This is a genomic window from Escherichia sp. E10V5, assembly GCF_004212315.1.
In the GTDB taxonomy this organism is placed as follows: domain Bacteria; phylum Pseudomonadota; class Gammaproteobacteria; order Enterobacterales; family Enterobacteriaceae; genus Escherichia.
This window is the reverse complement of record NZ_RHJM01000007.1, coordinates 139,290-154,431: the sequence shown is the minus strand read 5'-3', so window position 1 is coordinate 154,431 and position 15,142 is coordinate 139,290. Positions and strand designations below refer to the sequence as shown.

15 protein-coding genes and 1 tRNA gene are annotated in these 15,142 nt (G+C 50.0%); 12 read left to right on the top strand and 4 right to left on the bottom strand.

Annotation, left to right across the window (positions count from 1 at the left end; genetic code table 11):
* From D9738_RS06685 to glmS, 4 genes are read right to left on the bottom strand one after another with little or no spacing between them, the layout of a single operon-like run.
* Positions 1–1,242 carry a methylaspartate ammonia-lyase gene (locus D9738_RS06685; protein ID WP_130259801.1) on the bottom strand — a complete coding sequence of 414 codons (1,242 nt, stop codon included), beginning with the start codon at positions 1,240–1,242 and terminating at the stop codon, positions 1–3.
* Positions 1,242–2,687 carry a methylaspartate mutase subunit E gene (locus D9738_RS06680; protein WP_130209900.1) on the bottom strand — a complete coding sequence of 482 codons (1,446 nt, stop codon included), beginning with the start codon at positions 2,685–2,687 and terminating at the stop codon, positions 1,242–1,244. The genes D9738_RS06685 and D9738_RS06680 overlap by 1 nt, the downstream gene beginning before the upstream one ends.
* Before the next feature lie 18 nt (positions 2,688–2,705).
* Positions 2,706–4,094, bottom strand: a complete 1,389-nt coding sequence (gene glmL / locus D9738_RS06675) for a methylaspartate mutase accessory protein GlmL (protein WP_130259800.1) — start codon at positions 4,092–4,094, stop codon at positions 2,706–2,708.
* Positions 4,094–4,543, bottom strand: a complete 450-nt coding sequence (gene glmS, locus D9738_RS06670; RefSeq protein WP_130209904.1) for a methylaspartate mutase subunit S — start codon at positions 4,541–4,543, stop codon at positions 4,094–4,096. The genes glmL and glmS overlap by 1 nt, the downstream gene beginning before the upstream one ends.
* 1,379 nt (positions 4,544–5,922) lie before the next feature.
* On the opposite strand from glmS, the gene cydA reads away from it, so the two are divergent.
* The 12 genes from cydA to D9738_RS06610 all read left to right on the top strand — a co-directional run bounded on the left by cydA (position 5,923) and on the right by D9738_RS06610 (position 15,117).
* Complete coding sequence (cydA, locus tag D9738_RS06665) at positions 5,923–7,491, top strand: cytochrome ubiquinol oxidase subunit I (protein ID WP_010331061.1); 1,569 nt, start codon at positions 5,923–5,925, stop codon at positions 7,489–7,491.
* A gap of 15 nt (positions 7,492–7,506) precedes the next feature.
* Positions 7,507–8,646: a cytochrome d ubiquinol oxidase subunit II gene (gene cydB / locus D9738_RS06660; protein ID WP_000568264.1), complete on the top strand. Its 1,140-nt coding sequence runs from the start codon at positions 7,507–7,509 to the stop codon at positions 8,644–8,646.
* Positions 8,647–8,660: 14 nt separating this feature from the next.
* Positions 8,661–8,774: a cytochrome bd-I oxidase subunit CydX gene (gene cydX, locus D9738_RS06655; RefSeq protein WP_000270283.1), complete on the top strand. Its 114-nt coding sequence runs from the start codon at positions 8,661–8,663 to the stop codon at positions 8,772–8,774.
* Positions 8,774–9,067, top strand: coding sequence for a cyd operon protein YbgE (gene ybgE / locus D9738_RS06650; protein WP_063096546.1), 294 nt, complete (start codon positions 8,774–8,776; stop codon positions 9,065–9,067). The genes cydX and ybgE overlap by 1 nt, the downstream gene beginning before the upstream one ends.
* Before the next feature lie 149 nt (positions 9,068–9,216).
* Positions 9,217–9,621: a tol-pal system-associated acyl-CoA thioesterase gene (ybgC, locus tag D9738_RS06645; protein WP_001098372.1), complete on the top strand. Its 405-nt coding sequence runs from the start codon at positions 9,217–9,219 to the stop codon at positions 9,619–9,621.
* Positions 9,618–10,310: a Tol-Pal system protein TolQ gene (gene tolQ / locus D9738_RS06640; protein ID WP_000131310.1), complete on the top strand. Its 693-nt coding sequence runs from the start codon at positions 9,618–9,620 to the stop codon at positions 10,308–10,310. Before ybgC ends, tolQ begins: the two co-directional genes overlap by 4 nt.
* A gap of 3 nt (positions 10,311–10,313) precedes the next feature.
* Positions 10,314–10,742, top strand: a complete 429-nt coding sequence (gene tolR, locus D9738_RS06635; RefSeq protein ID WP_000090097.1) for a colicin uptake protein TolR — start codon at positions 10,314–10,316, stop codon at positions 10,740–10,742.
* A 63-nt stretch (positions 10,743–10,805) separates the two neighbouring features.
* Positions 10,806–12,098 (top strand): cell envelope integrity protein TolA, encoded by a 1,293-nt coding sequence (gene tolA, locus D9738_RS06630; RefSeq protein WP_130259799.1) that lies wholly within the window; start codon positions 10,806–10,808, stop codon positions 12,096–12,098.
* Positions 12,099–12,230: 132 nt separating this feature from the next.
* On the top strand, positions 12,231–13,523 hold the full coding sequence (gene tolB / locus D9738_RS06625) for a Tol-Pal system beta propeller repeat protein TolB (protein WP_010352214.1): 1,293 nt from the start codon (positions 12,231–12,233) through the stop codon (positions 13,521–13,523).
* Positions 13,524–13,557: 34 nt separating this feature from the next.
* Complete coding sequence (gene pal, locus D9738_RS06620) at positions 13,558–14,079, top strand: peptidoglycan-associated lipoprotein Pal (protein ID WP_001295306.1); 522 nt, start codon at positions 13,558–13,560, stop codon at positions 14,077–14,079.
* A 9-nt stretch (positions 14,080–14,088) separates the two neighbouring features.
* Positions 14,089–14,877 carry a cell division protein CpoB gene (gene cpoB / locus D9738_RS06615; RefSeq protein WP_130209908.1) on the top strand — a complete coding sequence of 263 codons (789 nt, stop codon included), beginning with the start codon at positions 14,089–14,091 and terminating at the stop codon, positions 14,875–14,877.
* Between the two features lie 164 nt (positions 14,878–15,041).
* Positions 15,042–15,117 (top strand) — tRNA-Lys (locus D9738_RS06610).
* Positions 15,118–15,142: the final 25 nt, after the last annotated feature.

Genomic DNA, 15,142 nt, shown 5'->3' with positions numbered 1-15,142 from the left:
TTAATCCTTAGCCAGCATCAGCGCGATAGTACGAGTCATTTCGTTGAACACGATGTCGAGGCCTTCGTCAAACCCCATCCCCGGTTTTACCAGCATCCGCATGGGACGCGCGGCAAGAGCTACGTGGACACAAGTTCGGGCGCTGACATCGGTTTCGTTACAGGTGCCACCCTGATAGGCTTCCATTCCGTGGCTGTTGCAGTACAGAACCGCATCGACGATGTTGTGAATACTGCCCAGATCAGGCGTTTTGATTTGCACCATGTGGCAACTGGCTGCATCAGTGAAATCAACGATATCCTGGTAGGTGTTACACCATTCGTCGGCGACAATTTTCACGCCGGAACCGAGGCGCGTCAGCTCTTTGGTGATGGCAGTCAACAGGCGAATTTGGTCAGGTTTGTTACCGGCATCGACCGGGCCTTCAATGTACAGCGGCAGACCTTGTGTTTCTTCTTCCAGGCTGGCGATGTATTGCGCGCAGCGAACGGGATCCATGTCGAAGATCAGACCGATGGTGCCGTATACATCGATGTGCAGCGTAGGGTGGTAGCGAGCGCTGGTACGTTTGCTCAGAATGCGATCTGACAGCCAGCGGATATATTCGCGCAGTTTTTCGCCCTTAAAGCCCAGCTTCTCTTCGACGTTATTAATCAGCGCATGGGGCAGTACGTCGATCCCTTTAAGGATCATCTTATCGACGGCGATATACCGATCGTCGCCGCTCTGACCAAATAAAGGAATGGATTTCGCCACGCGCGGTAACTGCCATTCATCGCAAACTACTTCAGTTTTCAGACGGCCCGTTGCCAGCGCGGTAGCGTCAAGTAGCGCCTGCGATAATCCATAGCGCACGGCGGTATGCAGCAAGTTGCCGTCAATACGCAGCTTGTCGAAAAAACGGGCGTTCGGCACAAACGCATCCACATCGCGGCCTTCCAGTAACGGTTTGATATGGTCATTAAGGAACGGAATAAAATGCTCGGCGAGGAACAGCGGATCGCGACCGCCTGCCCCGGAGTACTGTACCGCAGCACAGTCACCAACCGCGACCGCGCCATTTTCCAGAATCAACTGAACTGAAACGCATTCCCCAGCCTGACGTACTGCGCTAAAACCAGACGTAACCGGCTCCCCGGTATAAAAAAATCCGTCGTGGCCCGCTCCGTTTTTTATCGCCTGCTGGTCATCGAAATAGAATGAGGAGTAGCCAGCGGTGAACAGGGCCTGTTTTATTTTCATTATGGTCTTCCTATTAATTTACTGTGGGATACAGCATTGATGTCATCAACAACCATCTGGAATGTCGGTTGGCGTCCTTCAAAGCGTGCGCGTTCAGCAACGTAATCGTGGTGAAGGTCGAGAATGTCTTTTGGCAACGGAACGGCGCCGGCTTCCAGCACGCGTATCGCGCCAGTGTTGTCGCGAACCGGAAGAATTTTGCCCGCGTTGCAGGCGGCTGGCGCAAACGGCACATCCAGTACGCCCGCTTCAAATGCCAGCACCGTACCGCGCGCGATATCCCCATTCCCCAGTTCGAACACTTTATTCAGCACGGCGCGAACTTCACTCTTAATCAGCTCAACTTCCAGTTCCACCGCAGGACACGGTGGGAATTTCTGATCGCTAACCATATTGAGCATTTGGCGGGAGGCTTTCAGTCCCTGCACGTTGGCGGCAGCGGTAGGGATGCCCCAGGCTTCATGCGGACTCTTGGTGATGACTTTGGTCGCGCCCGACATTCCAGCAACCGCCGCGCCCCAGGAGATAATCGCGAACGCTTTTGACTCGTCTTCCGGAAAACCGCCCATCCACTGGTGGAACACCGTACTTAATTCGTACTCTGCATAGCCATGATTCTGGAAGTATTCGTGAGCGAGTTCCCGCAGAGACTGGATCGCCGCAATATCTTGCGTCAGGCTTCCGACCTGACCATAACCGACGGTGATAGATTTCACGCCCTGTTCCAGTGCCAGCAAGCCTTCGATTATCGCAATAGAGTGCGAGATAAACGGTGGAATCAAGGTACCTGTAAGCGGGCCAAACGGTTCACGGTTGATGCGAATTCCGTGCTCTTCATACAGCCCCATTAAACGGTCGCAGTACTGCCAGTCGCGGATCGATTTTTCCAGCGTTACGCGTTTGGCATACGGAATATTGTAGGAAATGCCGCCGCCTTCATAGCTGGTGAAGCCGCTGGCCATTGAGATTTCAGCCAGCAGCCGCGCATCTGGTGTGCCATGGCGGATCTGTAGCGGTTTTTGCAAGGTTTCGGTCAGACGACGGCATGCTGCGACGCCGTGGTTAACCACCGGTAAACCGTTCAGTTTAGAGGTTCCGGCTTCGATGGATTTTTTAATCCCTACCGCGGCTTCTTCGTAACGATTCAGACGGGTATAGGCATCGATGGTGCTCGGCAGCAAATCGCACTCATCTTGCAGTGTTTTCAGTAGTTCGATGTGCTCGTCCATCAACGCCACGCCTGCGCGCGGTTGGCTAAGCGTTTTACCTTCCAGGTCTGCTTTCAGTAGGGCAAGGGAGAAGCGTTTGTGATCAGGAATAGTTTGTTGATATTTAACGCCATCTTCGAAGTTTTCAACATCCTTGCCAGTTTCCCAGGTTTTCAGTACCTGTTGCCGCTCGGTCATGAATTCGTCATGGGTTAATTTCTTATTTCGAAGTTCCATTGATTGCTACCTTAATTGTTATAGGGTTAAGCATTGAATACTGGTACGCGCGGCGGCCTGAGGATCGACTCTGGCGACGTTTGCCAGCAGTGGAAATAGCCCCCGTGAATCGCGGTAATATTCAAATTCGGTCGGTAAGAGAATGCGTTTGCCGTCGTCGTTTAACTCGCGGTATTTCAACCAACGATGAATATCAAACTGGCTGGCGCGCGACAGCCATCCACCGGAACCAACGACTTTGCGCACGGTGGTCAGGTCGCGTCCCATCTGTAAATCGACATTGCCGACGCAGGTGCAGACCTCTTTTTTGGTGCCGGCATGGCGTTCAGTGGCGTAACCTACGCACAGTCCGGCCAGCACAGTATCGAAATATTTTTCTTCTGCGTTAGTGGGTAAATGGTCGGGATGTGCAACCAAATGACGGAGATAATGATAAAAAGCGTCCTGCTGCGTGGGGTGCTGAGAAAAGATCACATTAACTAAGTCTTTTGCGCTTTCACCAACCACCATTGCTGAGACGCGCATTCCCAGATCGCCTTCAACGGTCCGTTTTACGAAGGGTTCCGGTACGCCGTGTAAAACGGTGTCGGGTGAGAGATTATTGGCACAGGCAGAATACATATCGGTGGTTGCGCCGCCCATGTCGATCAGCATGAACTCTTTCCAACGGCTATCGACATTACTGATTGCCTTAACCAGTTCAAAAACTGTCCACGGCGTTGGCATTGGCTCTTCGCCCGTTTCATCAACAATGACATCCAGTCCTTTTCCTTTAACAATGCGTTTGAGGAAAATGTCGCAGATGGCCTGTCGCGCGGCGAAAGGGGAGGGATTTTCAAGGTCAGGCAGGACGTTATCGACGATGGTCAGATCTTTATGCCCGAGGATGTCCTGTATATTGTCCTGAATGTCCCTGTTTCCGGCATATATAATGGCGCAATCGAGTTTTGATTCCGCCAGCACACGGGCGTTATTTAGCCCGTAACTCTCTTCTCCGCCGTCGGTGCCGCCAGTGAATAAGAGGATATCGGGTGGTGACTCTTCCAGCGCCTGAATATCACGGCGGTTCAGCTTGTAGGAGTAATGCTGCGCTATTTTAGCGCCAGCAGAGTGAGCGGTTACTTTCGCGGATTCCAGGGTAATAGAAGGCACTAATCCCATTGCGGCAACCGCCAGTCCACCTTTGGCTGAAGAGGAGTACTTCAATGCGACTTCGCCGTTTTTTAACAGGGGGAGGGCGTTATCTACGTTTAACACCTGATTCAGGCTTGAGAAAAAACCATCGGCCAGATGATGCGTGGTGGTTGGGGTCAGAACGTGGTTAACCAGCGTTAACGCGTCCCCCTCCCGGGTAAAGAGGGCAGCTTTGGTCCACGTCGATCCAATATCGACAGAGACGATTTGCATCAGATGGCCTCTTCGAAAATACGTGTTTCAACACCATGACGCTGGTTGATATCGTTGGACATCAGCTGGCAGACATCTTCTAAGTCATGGCTGGGGGCGAAGACGCGGTCAAAACCCATCTCTTTGAATTTGATTTGCACGTTAGCGAAGTCATGTTTACCCACCACCAGGTTACCGCCTACATAGAGCAGAATGTCGCCCAGCCCACGTTCGATGCAGCGTTCACGCATACCCAGACAGTCGATATCACCATGCCCATAGATAGAGGAAACTACTATCGCGTCAGCGCCAGTTTCAATGGCAGCATCAATATATTCATCCTGGCTGACCATTACGCCCAGGTTTATGACTCTGAAGTCATGAGAAGTAAAAACGCGATCCAGAACTTTATTGCCAACTGCATGGCAGTCGGCACCAATAACGCCAAGCACTAGTGTTGCTTTCTTCATGGGTAATCCTTTGTAAGACAGAGAGTAAAATAAGTTACACACGTCGTATTTATGGCCGTTTCTGTGGCACATGATTAATAACACTGGAGTGTCTGTGTCCTGTCGTCTGGTTGCAATTGATCTATTTTCAAAATATCTTTCGAAAAATGCTTGTTTATGTGATTGCTTTAAATATGACGGTTATTTCAATGGGTTACGTATATGGTTGTTATTGATTTTAATTTTTCAAATTATATTGATTTAATGTATTGATATATTTGTGATCAACATCTGATTTGCATTTTTTAAGAGGGGACTGGTTATAAAAGTAGTTCATAAAGTTTGGTGCGCATTATTAATGCAATTTACTGCCGTCTTAACATGGAATTGTAACGGTAATGTTTAAAGTAACAAATGGTTAATAACTCATTTGGGGTTGTGCTATTCATTGGACCTAATTAATCACTTCTACTCAAATGATTATTCTTGAGCAGTGGAACGTATTACTTCGAGTGGGCTGGTGTTCAATAACGTCCAGATATAATACCGTTTCATTGTCTCGTCTTGCTGCTGGGTTAATAAAAATAATTTACATATACCAACACAGGATAAACTTAGTTATTGAATCTCATGTTGTTTGATGTTGGGGCACTGAGCCGTTCATTGAATATAAAAAGGGGAAAAATACTTATATCAGATGTAATTTAGCTTAAAAGCTCTCTTTCCCTTCTTCCTGAATTCTACAAATCCATCCTTCAATGTGATTATTAGCAAAGCAACAATAACATTCCGGGGTAAAGGTTGGTGCTCATAAAGACAACAATCAATTAACTTTGATAAAAATATGTTATGTAAAATGACAACAAATTGGCTAATCTAACCAATTAGTCTTATAAAAATTGGGTAAGGCGGTTCTGTTAAATAAAATACTGGTTTTTTATCTATGCATTTCCATGGTGGTAATTTTACTGTGCTATTTGGTTACAATAAATTAACAATAAAATTACCAATGATCTATAGATTATACATGGTTAACATATCTGGTTGATTTTGATATAAATCAATTTTTAATTCTTGAAAAAAATCTGCAAAACGCGATAAATTGTCGTAGATCAAATTGGTGGGATGGTGACAATTTCACTATAAATTGATCACTGTCGAAAAATGCAAATTTGCTCAATAAAAACCTGTTTATTGTAAGGATTTTGCGGCGTAATATAATTACGGGATCAATTTGGTTTATTCATTAACATATTTGTAACTTTTTTATCATTGTCTTTCCTCTTTTGATGAAATGGCAACGATAGGGGCGAGCAAATAATTTTGTATTGGGGCATGCGTGTGACCCTTTCTAACGGGGTTCACTCTCGGAGTCTTCATGCGATGAGCAAGGAGTCATGATGTTAGATATAGTCGAACTGTCGCGCTTACAGTTTGCCTTGACCGCGATGTACCACTTCCTTTTTGTGCCGCTGACGCTCGGTATGGCGTTCCTGCTGGCCATTATGGAAACGGTCTACGTCCTTTCCGGCAAACAGATTTATAAAGATATGACCAAGTTCTGGGGCAAGTTGTTTGGTATCAACTTTGCTCTGGGTGTGGCAACCGGTCTGACCATGGAGTTCCAGTTCGGGACTAACTGGTCCTACTATTCCCACTATGTAGGGGATATCTTCGGTGCGCCGCTGGCAATCGAAGGTCTGATGGCCTTCTTCCTCGAATCCACCTTTGTAGGTCTGTTCTTCTTCGGTTGGGATCGTCTGGGTAAAGTTCAGCATATGTGTGTCACCTGGCTGGTGGCGCTCGGTTCAAACCTGTCCGCACTGTGGATTCTGGTTGCGAACGGCTGGATGCAAAACCCAATCGCGTCCGATTTCAATTTCGAAACCATGCGTATGGAGATGGTGAGCTTCTCCGAACTGGTGCTTAACCCGGTTGCTCAGGTGAAATTCGTTCACACTGTAGCCTCTGGTTATGTGACTGGCGCGATGTTCATCCTCGGTATCAGCGCATGGTATATGCTGAAAGGCCGTGACTTCGCCTTCGCTAAACGCTCCTTTGCTATCGCTGCAAGCTTCGGTATGGCTGCCGTTCTGTCTGTTATTGTTCTGGGTGATGAATCCGGTTACGAAATGGGCGACGTGCAGAAAACCAAACTGGCTGCAATTGAAGCCGAGTGGGAAACTCAACCTGCGCCTGCTGCCTTTACTCTGTTCGGTATTCCTGATCAGGATGAGCAGACGAACAAATTTGCGATCCAGATCCCTTACGCGCTGGGCATCATTGCAACGCGTTCCGTGGATACGCCAGTGATCGGCCTGAAAGAGCTGATGGTTCAGCATGAAGAACGCATCCGTAACGGGATGAAAGCGTACTCTCTGCTCGAACAACTGCGTTCTGGTTCTACCGACCAGGCGGTTCGTGACCAGTTCAATAGCATGAAGAAAGACCTCGGTTACGGTCTGCTGCTGAAACGCTATACGCCGAACGTGGCTGATGCGACTGAAGCTCAGATTCAACAGGCAACCAAAGACTCCATTCCGCGTGTAGCGCCGCTGTACTTCGCGTTCCGTATTATGGTGGCGTGTGGCTTCCTGCTGCTGGCAATCATTGCGCTCTCCTTCTGGAGTGTCATCCGCAACCGCATTGGCGAGAAAAAATGGCTGCTGCGCGCCGCGCTGTACGGTATTCCGCTGCCGTGGATTGCTGTAGAAGCGGGCTGGTTCGTGGCTGAATATGGCCGCCAACCGTGGGCTATCGGTGAAGTGCTGCCGACAGCTGTGGCGAACTCGTCACTGACCGCAGGCGATCTCATCTTCTCGATGGTGCTGATTTGCGGCCTGTATACCCTGTTCCTGGTGGCAGAATTGTTCTTAATGTTCAAGTTTGCACGCCTCGGCCCAAGCAGCCTGAAAACCGGTCGCTATCACTTTGAGCAGTCCTCCACGACTACTCAGCCGGCACGCTAAGACAGGAGTCGTCAAATGATCGATTATGAAGTATTGCGTTTTATCTGGTGGCTGCTGGTTGGCATTCTGCTGATTGGTTTTGCAGTCACTGACGGTTTCGACATGGGGGTGGGCATGCTCACCCGTTTCCTCGGTCGTAACGACACCGAGCGTCGAATTATGATTAACTCCATCGCACCACACTGGGACGGTAACCAGGTTTGGCTTATCACCGCAGGCGGCGCACTGTTTGCTGCCTGGCCGATGGTCTATGCCGCTGCGTTCTCCGGCTTCTATGTGGCGATGATCCTTGTGCTGGCATCTCTGTTCTTCCGTCCGGTCGGTTTTGATTACCGCTCCAAGATTGAAGAAACCCGCTGGCGTAACATGTGGGACTGGGGCATCTTCATTGGTAGCTTCGTTCCGCCGCTAGTGATTGGTGTGGCGTTCGGTAACCTGTTGCAGGGCGTACCGTTTAACGTTGATGAATATCTGCGTCTGTACTACACCGGTAACTTCTTCCAGCTGCTTAACCCATTCGGCCTGCTGGCAGGTGTGGTAAGCGTAGGGATGATCATTACCCAGGGCGCAACCTATCTGCAGATGCGTACCGTGGGCGAACTGCACCTGCGTACCCGTGCAACGGCACAGGTAGCGGCACTGGTGACGCTGGTCTGCTTCGCACTGGCGGGTGTATGGGTGATGTACGGTATCGATGGTTATGTCGTGAAATCGACAATGGACCATTACGCTGCCTCTAACCCGCTGAATAAAGAAGTGGTTCGTGAAGCTGGCGCATGGTTGGTGAACTTCAACAACACGCCGATTCTGTGGGCTATTCCGGCGCTGGGTGTGGTTCTGCCGCTGCTGACCATCCTGACTGCACGTATGGATAAAGCCGCGTGGGCGTTTGTGTTCTCCTCCCTGACGCTGGCCTGCATCATCCTGACTGCCGGTATCGCGATGTTCCCGTTTGTGATGCCGTCCAGCACCATGATGAATGCAAGTCTGACAATGTGGGATGCAACTTCCAGCCAGCTGACGCTTAACGTCATGACCTGGGTTGCGGTGGTTCTGGTTCCGATCATTCTGCTCTACACCGCCTGGTGTTACTGGAAAATGTTCGGACGTATCACCAAAGAAGATATTGAACGTAACACCCACTCTCTGTACTAAGTAAGGAGCTAAAAATGTGGTATTTCGCATGGATTCTGGGAACGCTTCTTGCCTGTTCGTTTGGGGTAATCACCGCGCTGGCGCTTGAGCACGTCGAATCAGGTAAAGCCGGTCAAGAAGACAGCTGATGAGTAAGGTTATCGCAACTTTGTATGCGGTAATGGACAAGCGCCCCCTGCGGGCGCTTTCCTTCGTGATGGCGCTTCTGTTAGCAGGATGTATGTTTTGGGACCCATCACGTTTTGCCGCGAAGACCAGTGAACTGGAAATCTGGCATGGTTTATTGCTGATGTGGGCCGTCTGTGCTGGCGTAATTCACGGCGTGGGTTTTCGTCCGCAGAAGGTTCTCTGGCAAGGGATTTTTTGCCCACTGCTTGCCGATATCGTTCTCATTGTCGGGCTGATTTTCTTCTTCTTTTAAATCAGAATTCTCTTTAAAAATTTATGGACCTTCAACAGTCCATAAATTTTTACGCTCCCTTAACTTGCCCTCATTCCCAAACCTCAATCGCGCGCGTATAGTAGCAGCGTTTAAAAGTTCTAATTTTTGTTGCATTACTGGGATGTAAAGTGAATACAACGCTGTTTCGATGGCCGGTTCGCGTCTACTATGAAGATACCGATGCCGGTGGTGTGGTGTACCACGCCAGTTACATCGCTTTTTATGAAAGAGCACGCACAGAGATGCTGCGTCATCATCACTTCAGTCAACAGGCTCTGATGGCTGAACGCGTTGCCTTCGTGGTGCGTAAGATGACGGTGGAATATTACGCGCCTGCGCGGCTCGACGATATGCTCGAAATACAGACTGAAATAACATCAATGCGTGGCACCTCTTTGGTTTTCACGCAACGTATTGTCAACGCTGAGAATACTCTGCTGAATGAAGCCGAGGTTCTGATTGTTTGCGTTGACCCACTCAAAATGAAGCCTCGTGCGCTTCCCAAGTCTATTGTCGCGGAGTTTAAGCAGTGACTGACATGAATATCCTTGATTTGTTCCTGAAGGCGAGCCTTCTGGTTAAACTTATCATGTTGATTTTGATTGGTTTTTCAATCGCATCCTGGGCCATTATTATCCAGCGGACCCGTATTCTTAACGCCGCGGCTCGCGAAGCCGAAGCGTTTGAGGATAAATTCTGGTCTGGAATCGAACTTTCTCGCCTCTATCAGGAGAGCCAGGGAAAACGAGATAATCTCTCGGGGTCGGAACAAATCTTTTACAGTGGGTTCAAAGAGTTTGTGCGCCTGCATCGTGCTAACAGCCATGCACCGGAAGCCGTAGTGGAAGGCGCGTCGCGCGCGATGCGTATTTCCATGAACCGTGAGCTGGAAAATCTGGAAACGCACATTCCGTTTCTCGGTACGGTAGGTTCCATCAGCCCGTATATCGGTCTGTTCGGTACAGTCTGGGGGATCATGCACGCCTTTATCGCGCTCGGCGCGGTGAAACAGGCGACGCTGCAAATGGTTGCACCGGGTATCGCAGAAGCGTTGATCGCCACGGCTATCGGTCTGTTTGCCGCAATTCCTGCGGTTATGGCTTACAACCGTCTGAACCAGCGCGTCAACAAACTGGAGCTGAACTACGACAACTTTATGGAAGAGTTCACCGCCATTCTGCACCGCCAGGCGTTTACCGTTAGCGAGAGCAACAAGGGGTAAGCCATGGCCAGAGCGCGTGGACGAGGTCGTCGCGATCTCAAGTCCGAAATCAACATTGTACCGTTGCTGGACGTACTGCTGGTGCTGTTGCTGATCTTTATGGCGACAGCGCCCATCATCACCCAGAGCGTGGAGGTCGATCTGCCAGACGCTACTGAATCACAGGCGGTGAGCAGTAACGATAATCCGCCTGTGATTGTTGAAGTGTCTGGTATTGGTCAGTACACCGTGGTGGTTGAGAAAGATCGTCTGGAGCGTTTACCACCAGAGCAGGTGGTGGCGGAAGTTTCCAGCCGTTTCAAGGCCAACCCGAAAACGGTCTTTCTGATCGGTGGCGCAAAAGATGTGCCTTACGATGAAATAATTAAAGCGCTGAACTTGTTACACAGTGCGGGTGTGAAATCGGTTGGTTTAATGACGCAGCCTATTTAAGCATCTGCGTTTCCCTTGCTTTAAGAGAGCGGGTAACAGGCGAACAGTTTTTGGGAACCGAGAGTGTCAAAGGCAACCGAACAAAACGACAAGCTCAAACGGGCGATAATTATTTCAGCAGTGCTGCATGTCATCTTATTTGCAGCGCTGATCTGGGGTTCGTTCGATGAGAATATAGAAGCTTCAGCCGGAGGCGGCGGTGGTTCGTCCATCGATGCTGTAATGGTTGATTCAGGTGCGGTAGTTGAGCAGTACAAACGTATGCAAAGCCAGGAATCAAGCGCGAAGCGTTCTGAAGAGCAGCGCAAGATGAAGGAACAGCAGGCTGCTGAAGAACTGCGTGAGAAACAAGCGGCTGAACAGGAACGCCTGAAGCAGCTTGAGAAAGAACGGTTAGCTGCTCAGGAACAGAAGAAACAGGCTGAAGAAGCCGCTAAACAGGCCGAGTTAAAGCAGAAGCAAGCGGAAGAGGCAGCAGCGAAAGCGGCGGCAGATGCTAAAGCGAAGGCTGAAGCGGAAGCCAAAGCTGCCGAAGAAGCAGCGAAGAAAGCGGCTGCGGACGCGAAGAAAAAAGCAGAAGCAGAAGCCGCCAAAGCCGCAGCCGAAGCGCAGAAAAAAGCCGAGGCCGAAGCCGCCAAAGCTGCAGCGGCGCTGAAGAAGAAAGCGGAAGCGGCAGAAGCTGCTGCAGCTGAAGCAAGAAAGAAAGCGGCAACTGAAGCTGCTGAAAAAGCGAAGGCCGAAGCTGAGCAGAAAGCGGCTGCTGAAAAGGCGGCTGCAGATAAGAAAGCCGCCGCTGAAAAAGCTGCAGCCGACAAAAAAGCAGCAGAAAAAGCGGCTGCTGAAAAGGCAGCAGCTGATAAGAAAGCAGCGGCAGAAAAAGCCGCCGCAGACAAAAAAGCCGCAGCGGCAAAAGCAGCAGCAGAAAAAGCAGCAGCTGAAAAAGCGGCTGCAGCAAAAGCTGCCGCGGAGGCAGATGATATTTTCGGTGAGCTAAGCTCTGGTAAGAATGCACCGAAAACGGGGGGAGGGGCGAAAGGGAACAATGCTTCGCCTGCCGGGAGTGGTAATACTAAAAACAATGGCGCATCAGGCGCAGATATCAATAACTATGCTGGGCAGATTAAATCTGCTATCGAAAGTAAGTTCTATGATGCATCGTCCTATGCAGGTAAAACCTGTACGCTGCGCATAAAATTGGCACCGGATGGCATGTTACTGGATATCAAACCTGAAGGTGGCGATCCCGCTCTTTGTCAGGCTGCGTTGGCAGCAGCTAAACTTGCGAAGATCCCGAAACCACCAAGCCAGGCAGTATATGAAGTGTTCAAGAACGCACCATTGGACTTCAAACCGTAATCGCGATGTTGGTCGTCACGGCGGTCAACATCAGACATCGGTTGTCGCAGGGTTCTGGTAGTTTTGTGTATTTGAGTTTGTTAACATTCTGCTAAATTATCGTGGGCTATCTGTCCAGATAAGGGAGATATGATGAAGCAGGCATTACGAGTAGCATTTGGTTTTCTCATACTGTGGGCGTCAGTTCTGCATGCTGAAGTCCGCATTGTGATCGACAGTGGTGTAGATTCCGGTCGTCCTATTGGTGTCGTTCCATTCCAGTGGGCGGGTCCAGGTGCGGCACCTGAAGATATTGGCGGCATCGTTGCTGCTGACTTGCGTAACAGCGGTAAATTTAATCCGTTAGATCGCGCTCGTCTGCCTCAACAGCCAGGTAGCGCGCAGGAAGTTCAACCTGCTGCATGGTCTGCGCTGGGCATTGACGCTGTCGTTGTAGGTCAGGTCACTCCGAATCCGGACGGTTCTTACAATGTTGCTTATCAGCTGGTTGATACCGGCGGTGCACCGGGTACTGTGCTTGCTCAGAACTCATACAAAGTAAACAAACAATGGCTGCGTTACGCTGGCCATACCGCCAGTGATGAAGTGTTTGAAAAACTGACCGGCATTAAAGGTGCGTTCCGTACCCGTATTGCCTATGTTGTTCAGACCAATGGTGGCCAGTTCCCGTATGAGTTGCGCGTGTCTGACTATGATGGCTACAACCAGTTTGTGGTTCACCGTTCTCCGCAGCCGCTGATGTCTCCGGCGTGGTCACCGGACGGTTCTAAACTGGCATATGTTACCTTCGAAAGCGGTCGTTCTGCGCTGGTAATCCAGACGCTGGCTAACGGTGCAGTGCGTCAGGTTGCTTCCTTCCCGCGTCACAACGGTGCGCCTGCATTCTCGCCGGACGGCAGCAAACTGGCTTTTGCTCTGTCGAAAACTGGTAGCCTGAATCTGTACGTAATGGATTTAGCCTCTGGTCAAATCCGTCAGGTAACAGATGGTCGCAGCAACAACACCGAACCGACCTGGTTCCCGGACAGTCAAAACCTGGCCTTCACCTCTGACCAGGCCGGTCGTCCGCAGGTTTATAAAGTGAATATCAACGGCGGTGCGCCGCAACGTATTACCTGGGAAGGTTCGCAGAACCAGGATGCGGATGTCAGCAGCGACGGTAAATTTATGGTAATGGTTAGCTCCAATGGTGGGCAGCAGCACATTGCCAAACAAGATCTGGTAACGGGAGGCGTACAAGTTCTGTCCTCAACGTTCCTGGATGAAACGCCAAGTCTGGCACCTAACGGCACTATGGTAATCTACAGCTCTTCTCAGGGGATGGGATCCGTGCTGAATTTGGTTTCTACAGATGGGCGTTTCAAAGCGCGTCTTCCGGCAACTGATGGACAGGTCAAATTTCCTGCCTGGTCGCCGTATCTGTGATAATAATTAATTGAATAGTAAAGGAATCATTGAAATGCAACTGAACAAAGTGCTGAAAGGGCTGATGATTGCTCTGCCTGTTATGGCAATTGCGGCATGTTCTTCCAACAAGAACGCCAGCAATGACGGCAGCGAAGGCATGCTGGGTGCCGGCACTGGCATGGATGCGAACGGCGGAAATGGCAACATGTCTTCCGAAGAGCAGGCTCGTCTGCAAATGCAACAGCTGCAGCAGAACAACATCGTTTACTTCGACCTGGACAAATACGATATCCGTTCTGACTTCGCTCAAATGCTGGATGCGCACGCAAACTTCCTGCGTAGCAACCCGTCTTACAAAGTCACCGTAGAAGGTCACGCGGACGAACGTGGTACTCCGGAATACAACATCTCCCTGGGTGAACGTCGTGCGAACGCCGTTAAGATGTACCTGCAGGGTAAAGGCGTTTCTGCAGACCAGATCTCCATCGTTTCTTACGGTAAAGAAAAACCTGCAGTACTGGGTCATGACGAAGCGGCATACTCCAAAAACCGTCGTGCGGTACTGGTTTACTAAGAGAATTGCATGAGCAGTAACTTCAGACATCAACTATTGAGTCTGTCGTTACTGGTTGGTATAGCGGCCCCCTGGGCCGCTTTTGCTCAGGCACCAATCAGTAGTGTCGGCTCAGGCTCGGTCGAAGACCGCGTCACTCAACTTGAGCGTATTTCAAATGCTCACAGCCAGCTTTTGACCCAACTCCAGCAGCAACTCTCTGATAATCAGTCCGATATTGATTCCCTGCGTGGTCAAATTCAGGAAAATCAGTATCAACTGAATCAGGTCGTGGAGCGGCAGAAGCAGATCTTGTTGCAGATCGATAGCCTTAGCAGCGGTGGTGCAGCGGCACAATCAGCCGGCGGCGATCAAAGCGGAGCGGCGGCAACGACGCCAACAGCTGATGCAGGTACTGCGAATGCTGGTGCGCCGGTGAAAAGCGGCGATGCAAACACTGATTACAATGCAGCTATTGCGCTGGTACAGGATAAATCCCGCCAGGATGACGCGATGGTGGCATTTCAGAATTTCATCAAAAATTATCCTGATTCAACTTACCTGCCCAACGCTAATTATTGGCTGGGTCAGTTAAACTACAACAAGGGTAAGAAAGATGATGCGGCGTACTATTTTGCTTCGGTAGTGAAAAACTATCCGAAGTCACCGAAGGCTGCAGATGCGATGTTTAAAGTTGGCGTCATCATGCAGGACAAAGGTGACACCGCGAAAGCAAAAGCCGTGTACCAGCAGGTTATCAGTAAATACCCTGGTACTGATGGTGCTAAACAGGCGCAAAAACGTCTGAACGCCATGTAATGCATAACACGCGACCAGAAGTCGCATTATTTCTGGTCGTGTCGTGCGATTCATAAGCAGTTGAGTGATCTACATCGAAATTTTTGTTGCGCTCAAGTCTGAAATCAGTAATATATGCCGCCGTTGCCACGGGATATCAAACAAACCGAAAGCAACGAAAAAGTGGGTCGTTAGCTCAGTTGGTAGAGCAGTTGACTTTTAATCAATTGGTCGCAGGTTCGAATCCTGCACGACCCACCAATCGCTAAGGTGGAAGCGGTAGTAA

Excerpts from the sequence above, each read along its gene's own strand:
- D9738_RS06685 (WP_130259801.1), bottom strand. The coding sequence starts at position 1,242 with ATGAAAATAAAACAGGCCCTGTTCACCGCTGGCTACTCCTCATTCTAT.
- D9738_RS06680 (WP_130209900.1), bottom strand. The coding sequence starts at position 2,687 with ATGGAACTTCGAAATAAGAAATTAACCCATGACGAATTCATGACCGAG.
- glmL (WP_130259800.1), bottom strand. The coding sequence starts at position 4,094 with ATGCAAATCGTCTCTGTCGATATTGGATCGACGTGGACCAAAGCTGCC.
- glmS (WP_130209904.1), bottom strand. The coding sequence starts at position 4,543 with ATGAAGAAAGCAACACTAGTGCTTGGCGTTATTGGTGCCGACTGCCAT.
- cydA (WP_010331061.1), top strand. The coding sequence starts at position 5,923 with ATGTTAGATATAGTCGAACTGTCGCGCTTACAGTTTGCCTTGACCGCG.
- cydB (WP_000568264.1), top strand. The coding sequence starts at position 7,507 with ATGATCGATTATGAAGTATTGCGTTTTATCTGGTGGCTGCTGGTTGGC.
- cydX (WP_000270283.1), top strand. The coding sequence starts at position 8,661 with ATGTGGTATTTCGCATGGATTCTGGGAACGCTTCTTGCCTGTTCGTTT.
- ybgE (WP_063096546.1), top strand. The coding sequence starts at position 8,774 with ATGAGTAAGGTTATCGCAACTTTGTATGCGGTAATGGACAAGCGCCCC.
- tolR (WP_000090097.1), top strand. The coding sequence starts at position 10,314 with ATGGCCAGAGCGCGTGGACGAGGTCGTCGCGATCTCAAGTCCGAAATC.
- tolB (WP_010352214.1), top strand. The coding sequence starts at position 12,231 with ATGAAGCAGGCATTACGAGTAGCATTTGGTTTTCTCATACTGTGGGCG.
- pal (WP_001295306.1), top strand. The coding sequence starts at position 13,558 with ATGCAACTGAACAAAGTGCTGAAAGGGCTGATGATTGCTCTGCCTGTT.
- cpoB (WP_130209908.1), top strand. The coding sequence starts at position 14,089 with ATGAGCAGTAACTTCAGACATCAACTATTGAGTCTGTCGTTACTGGTT.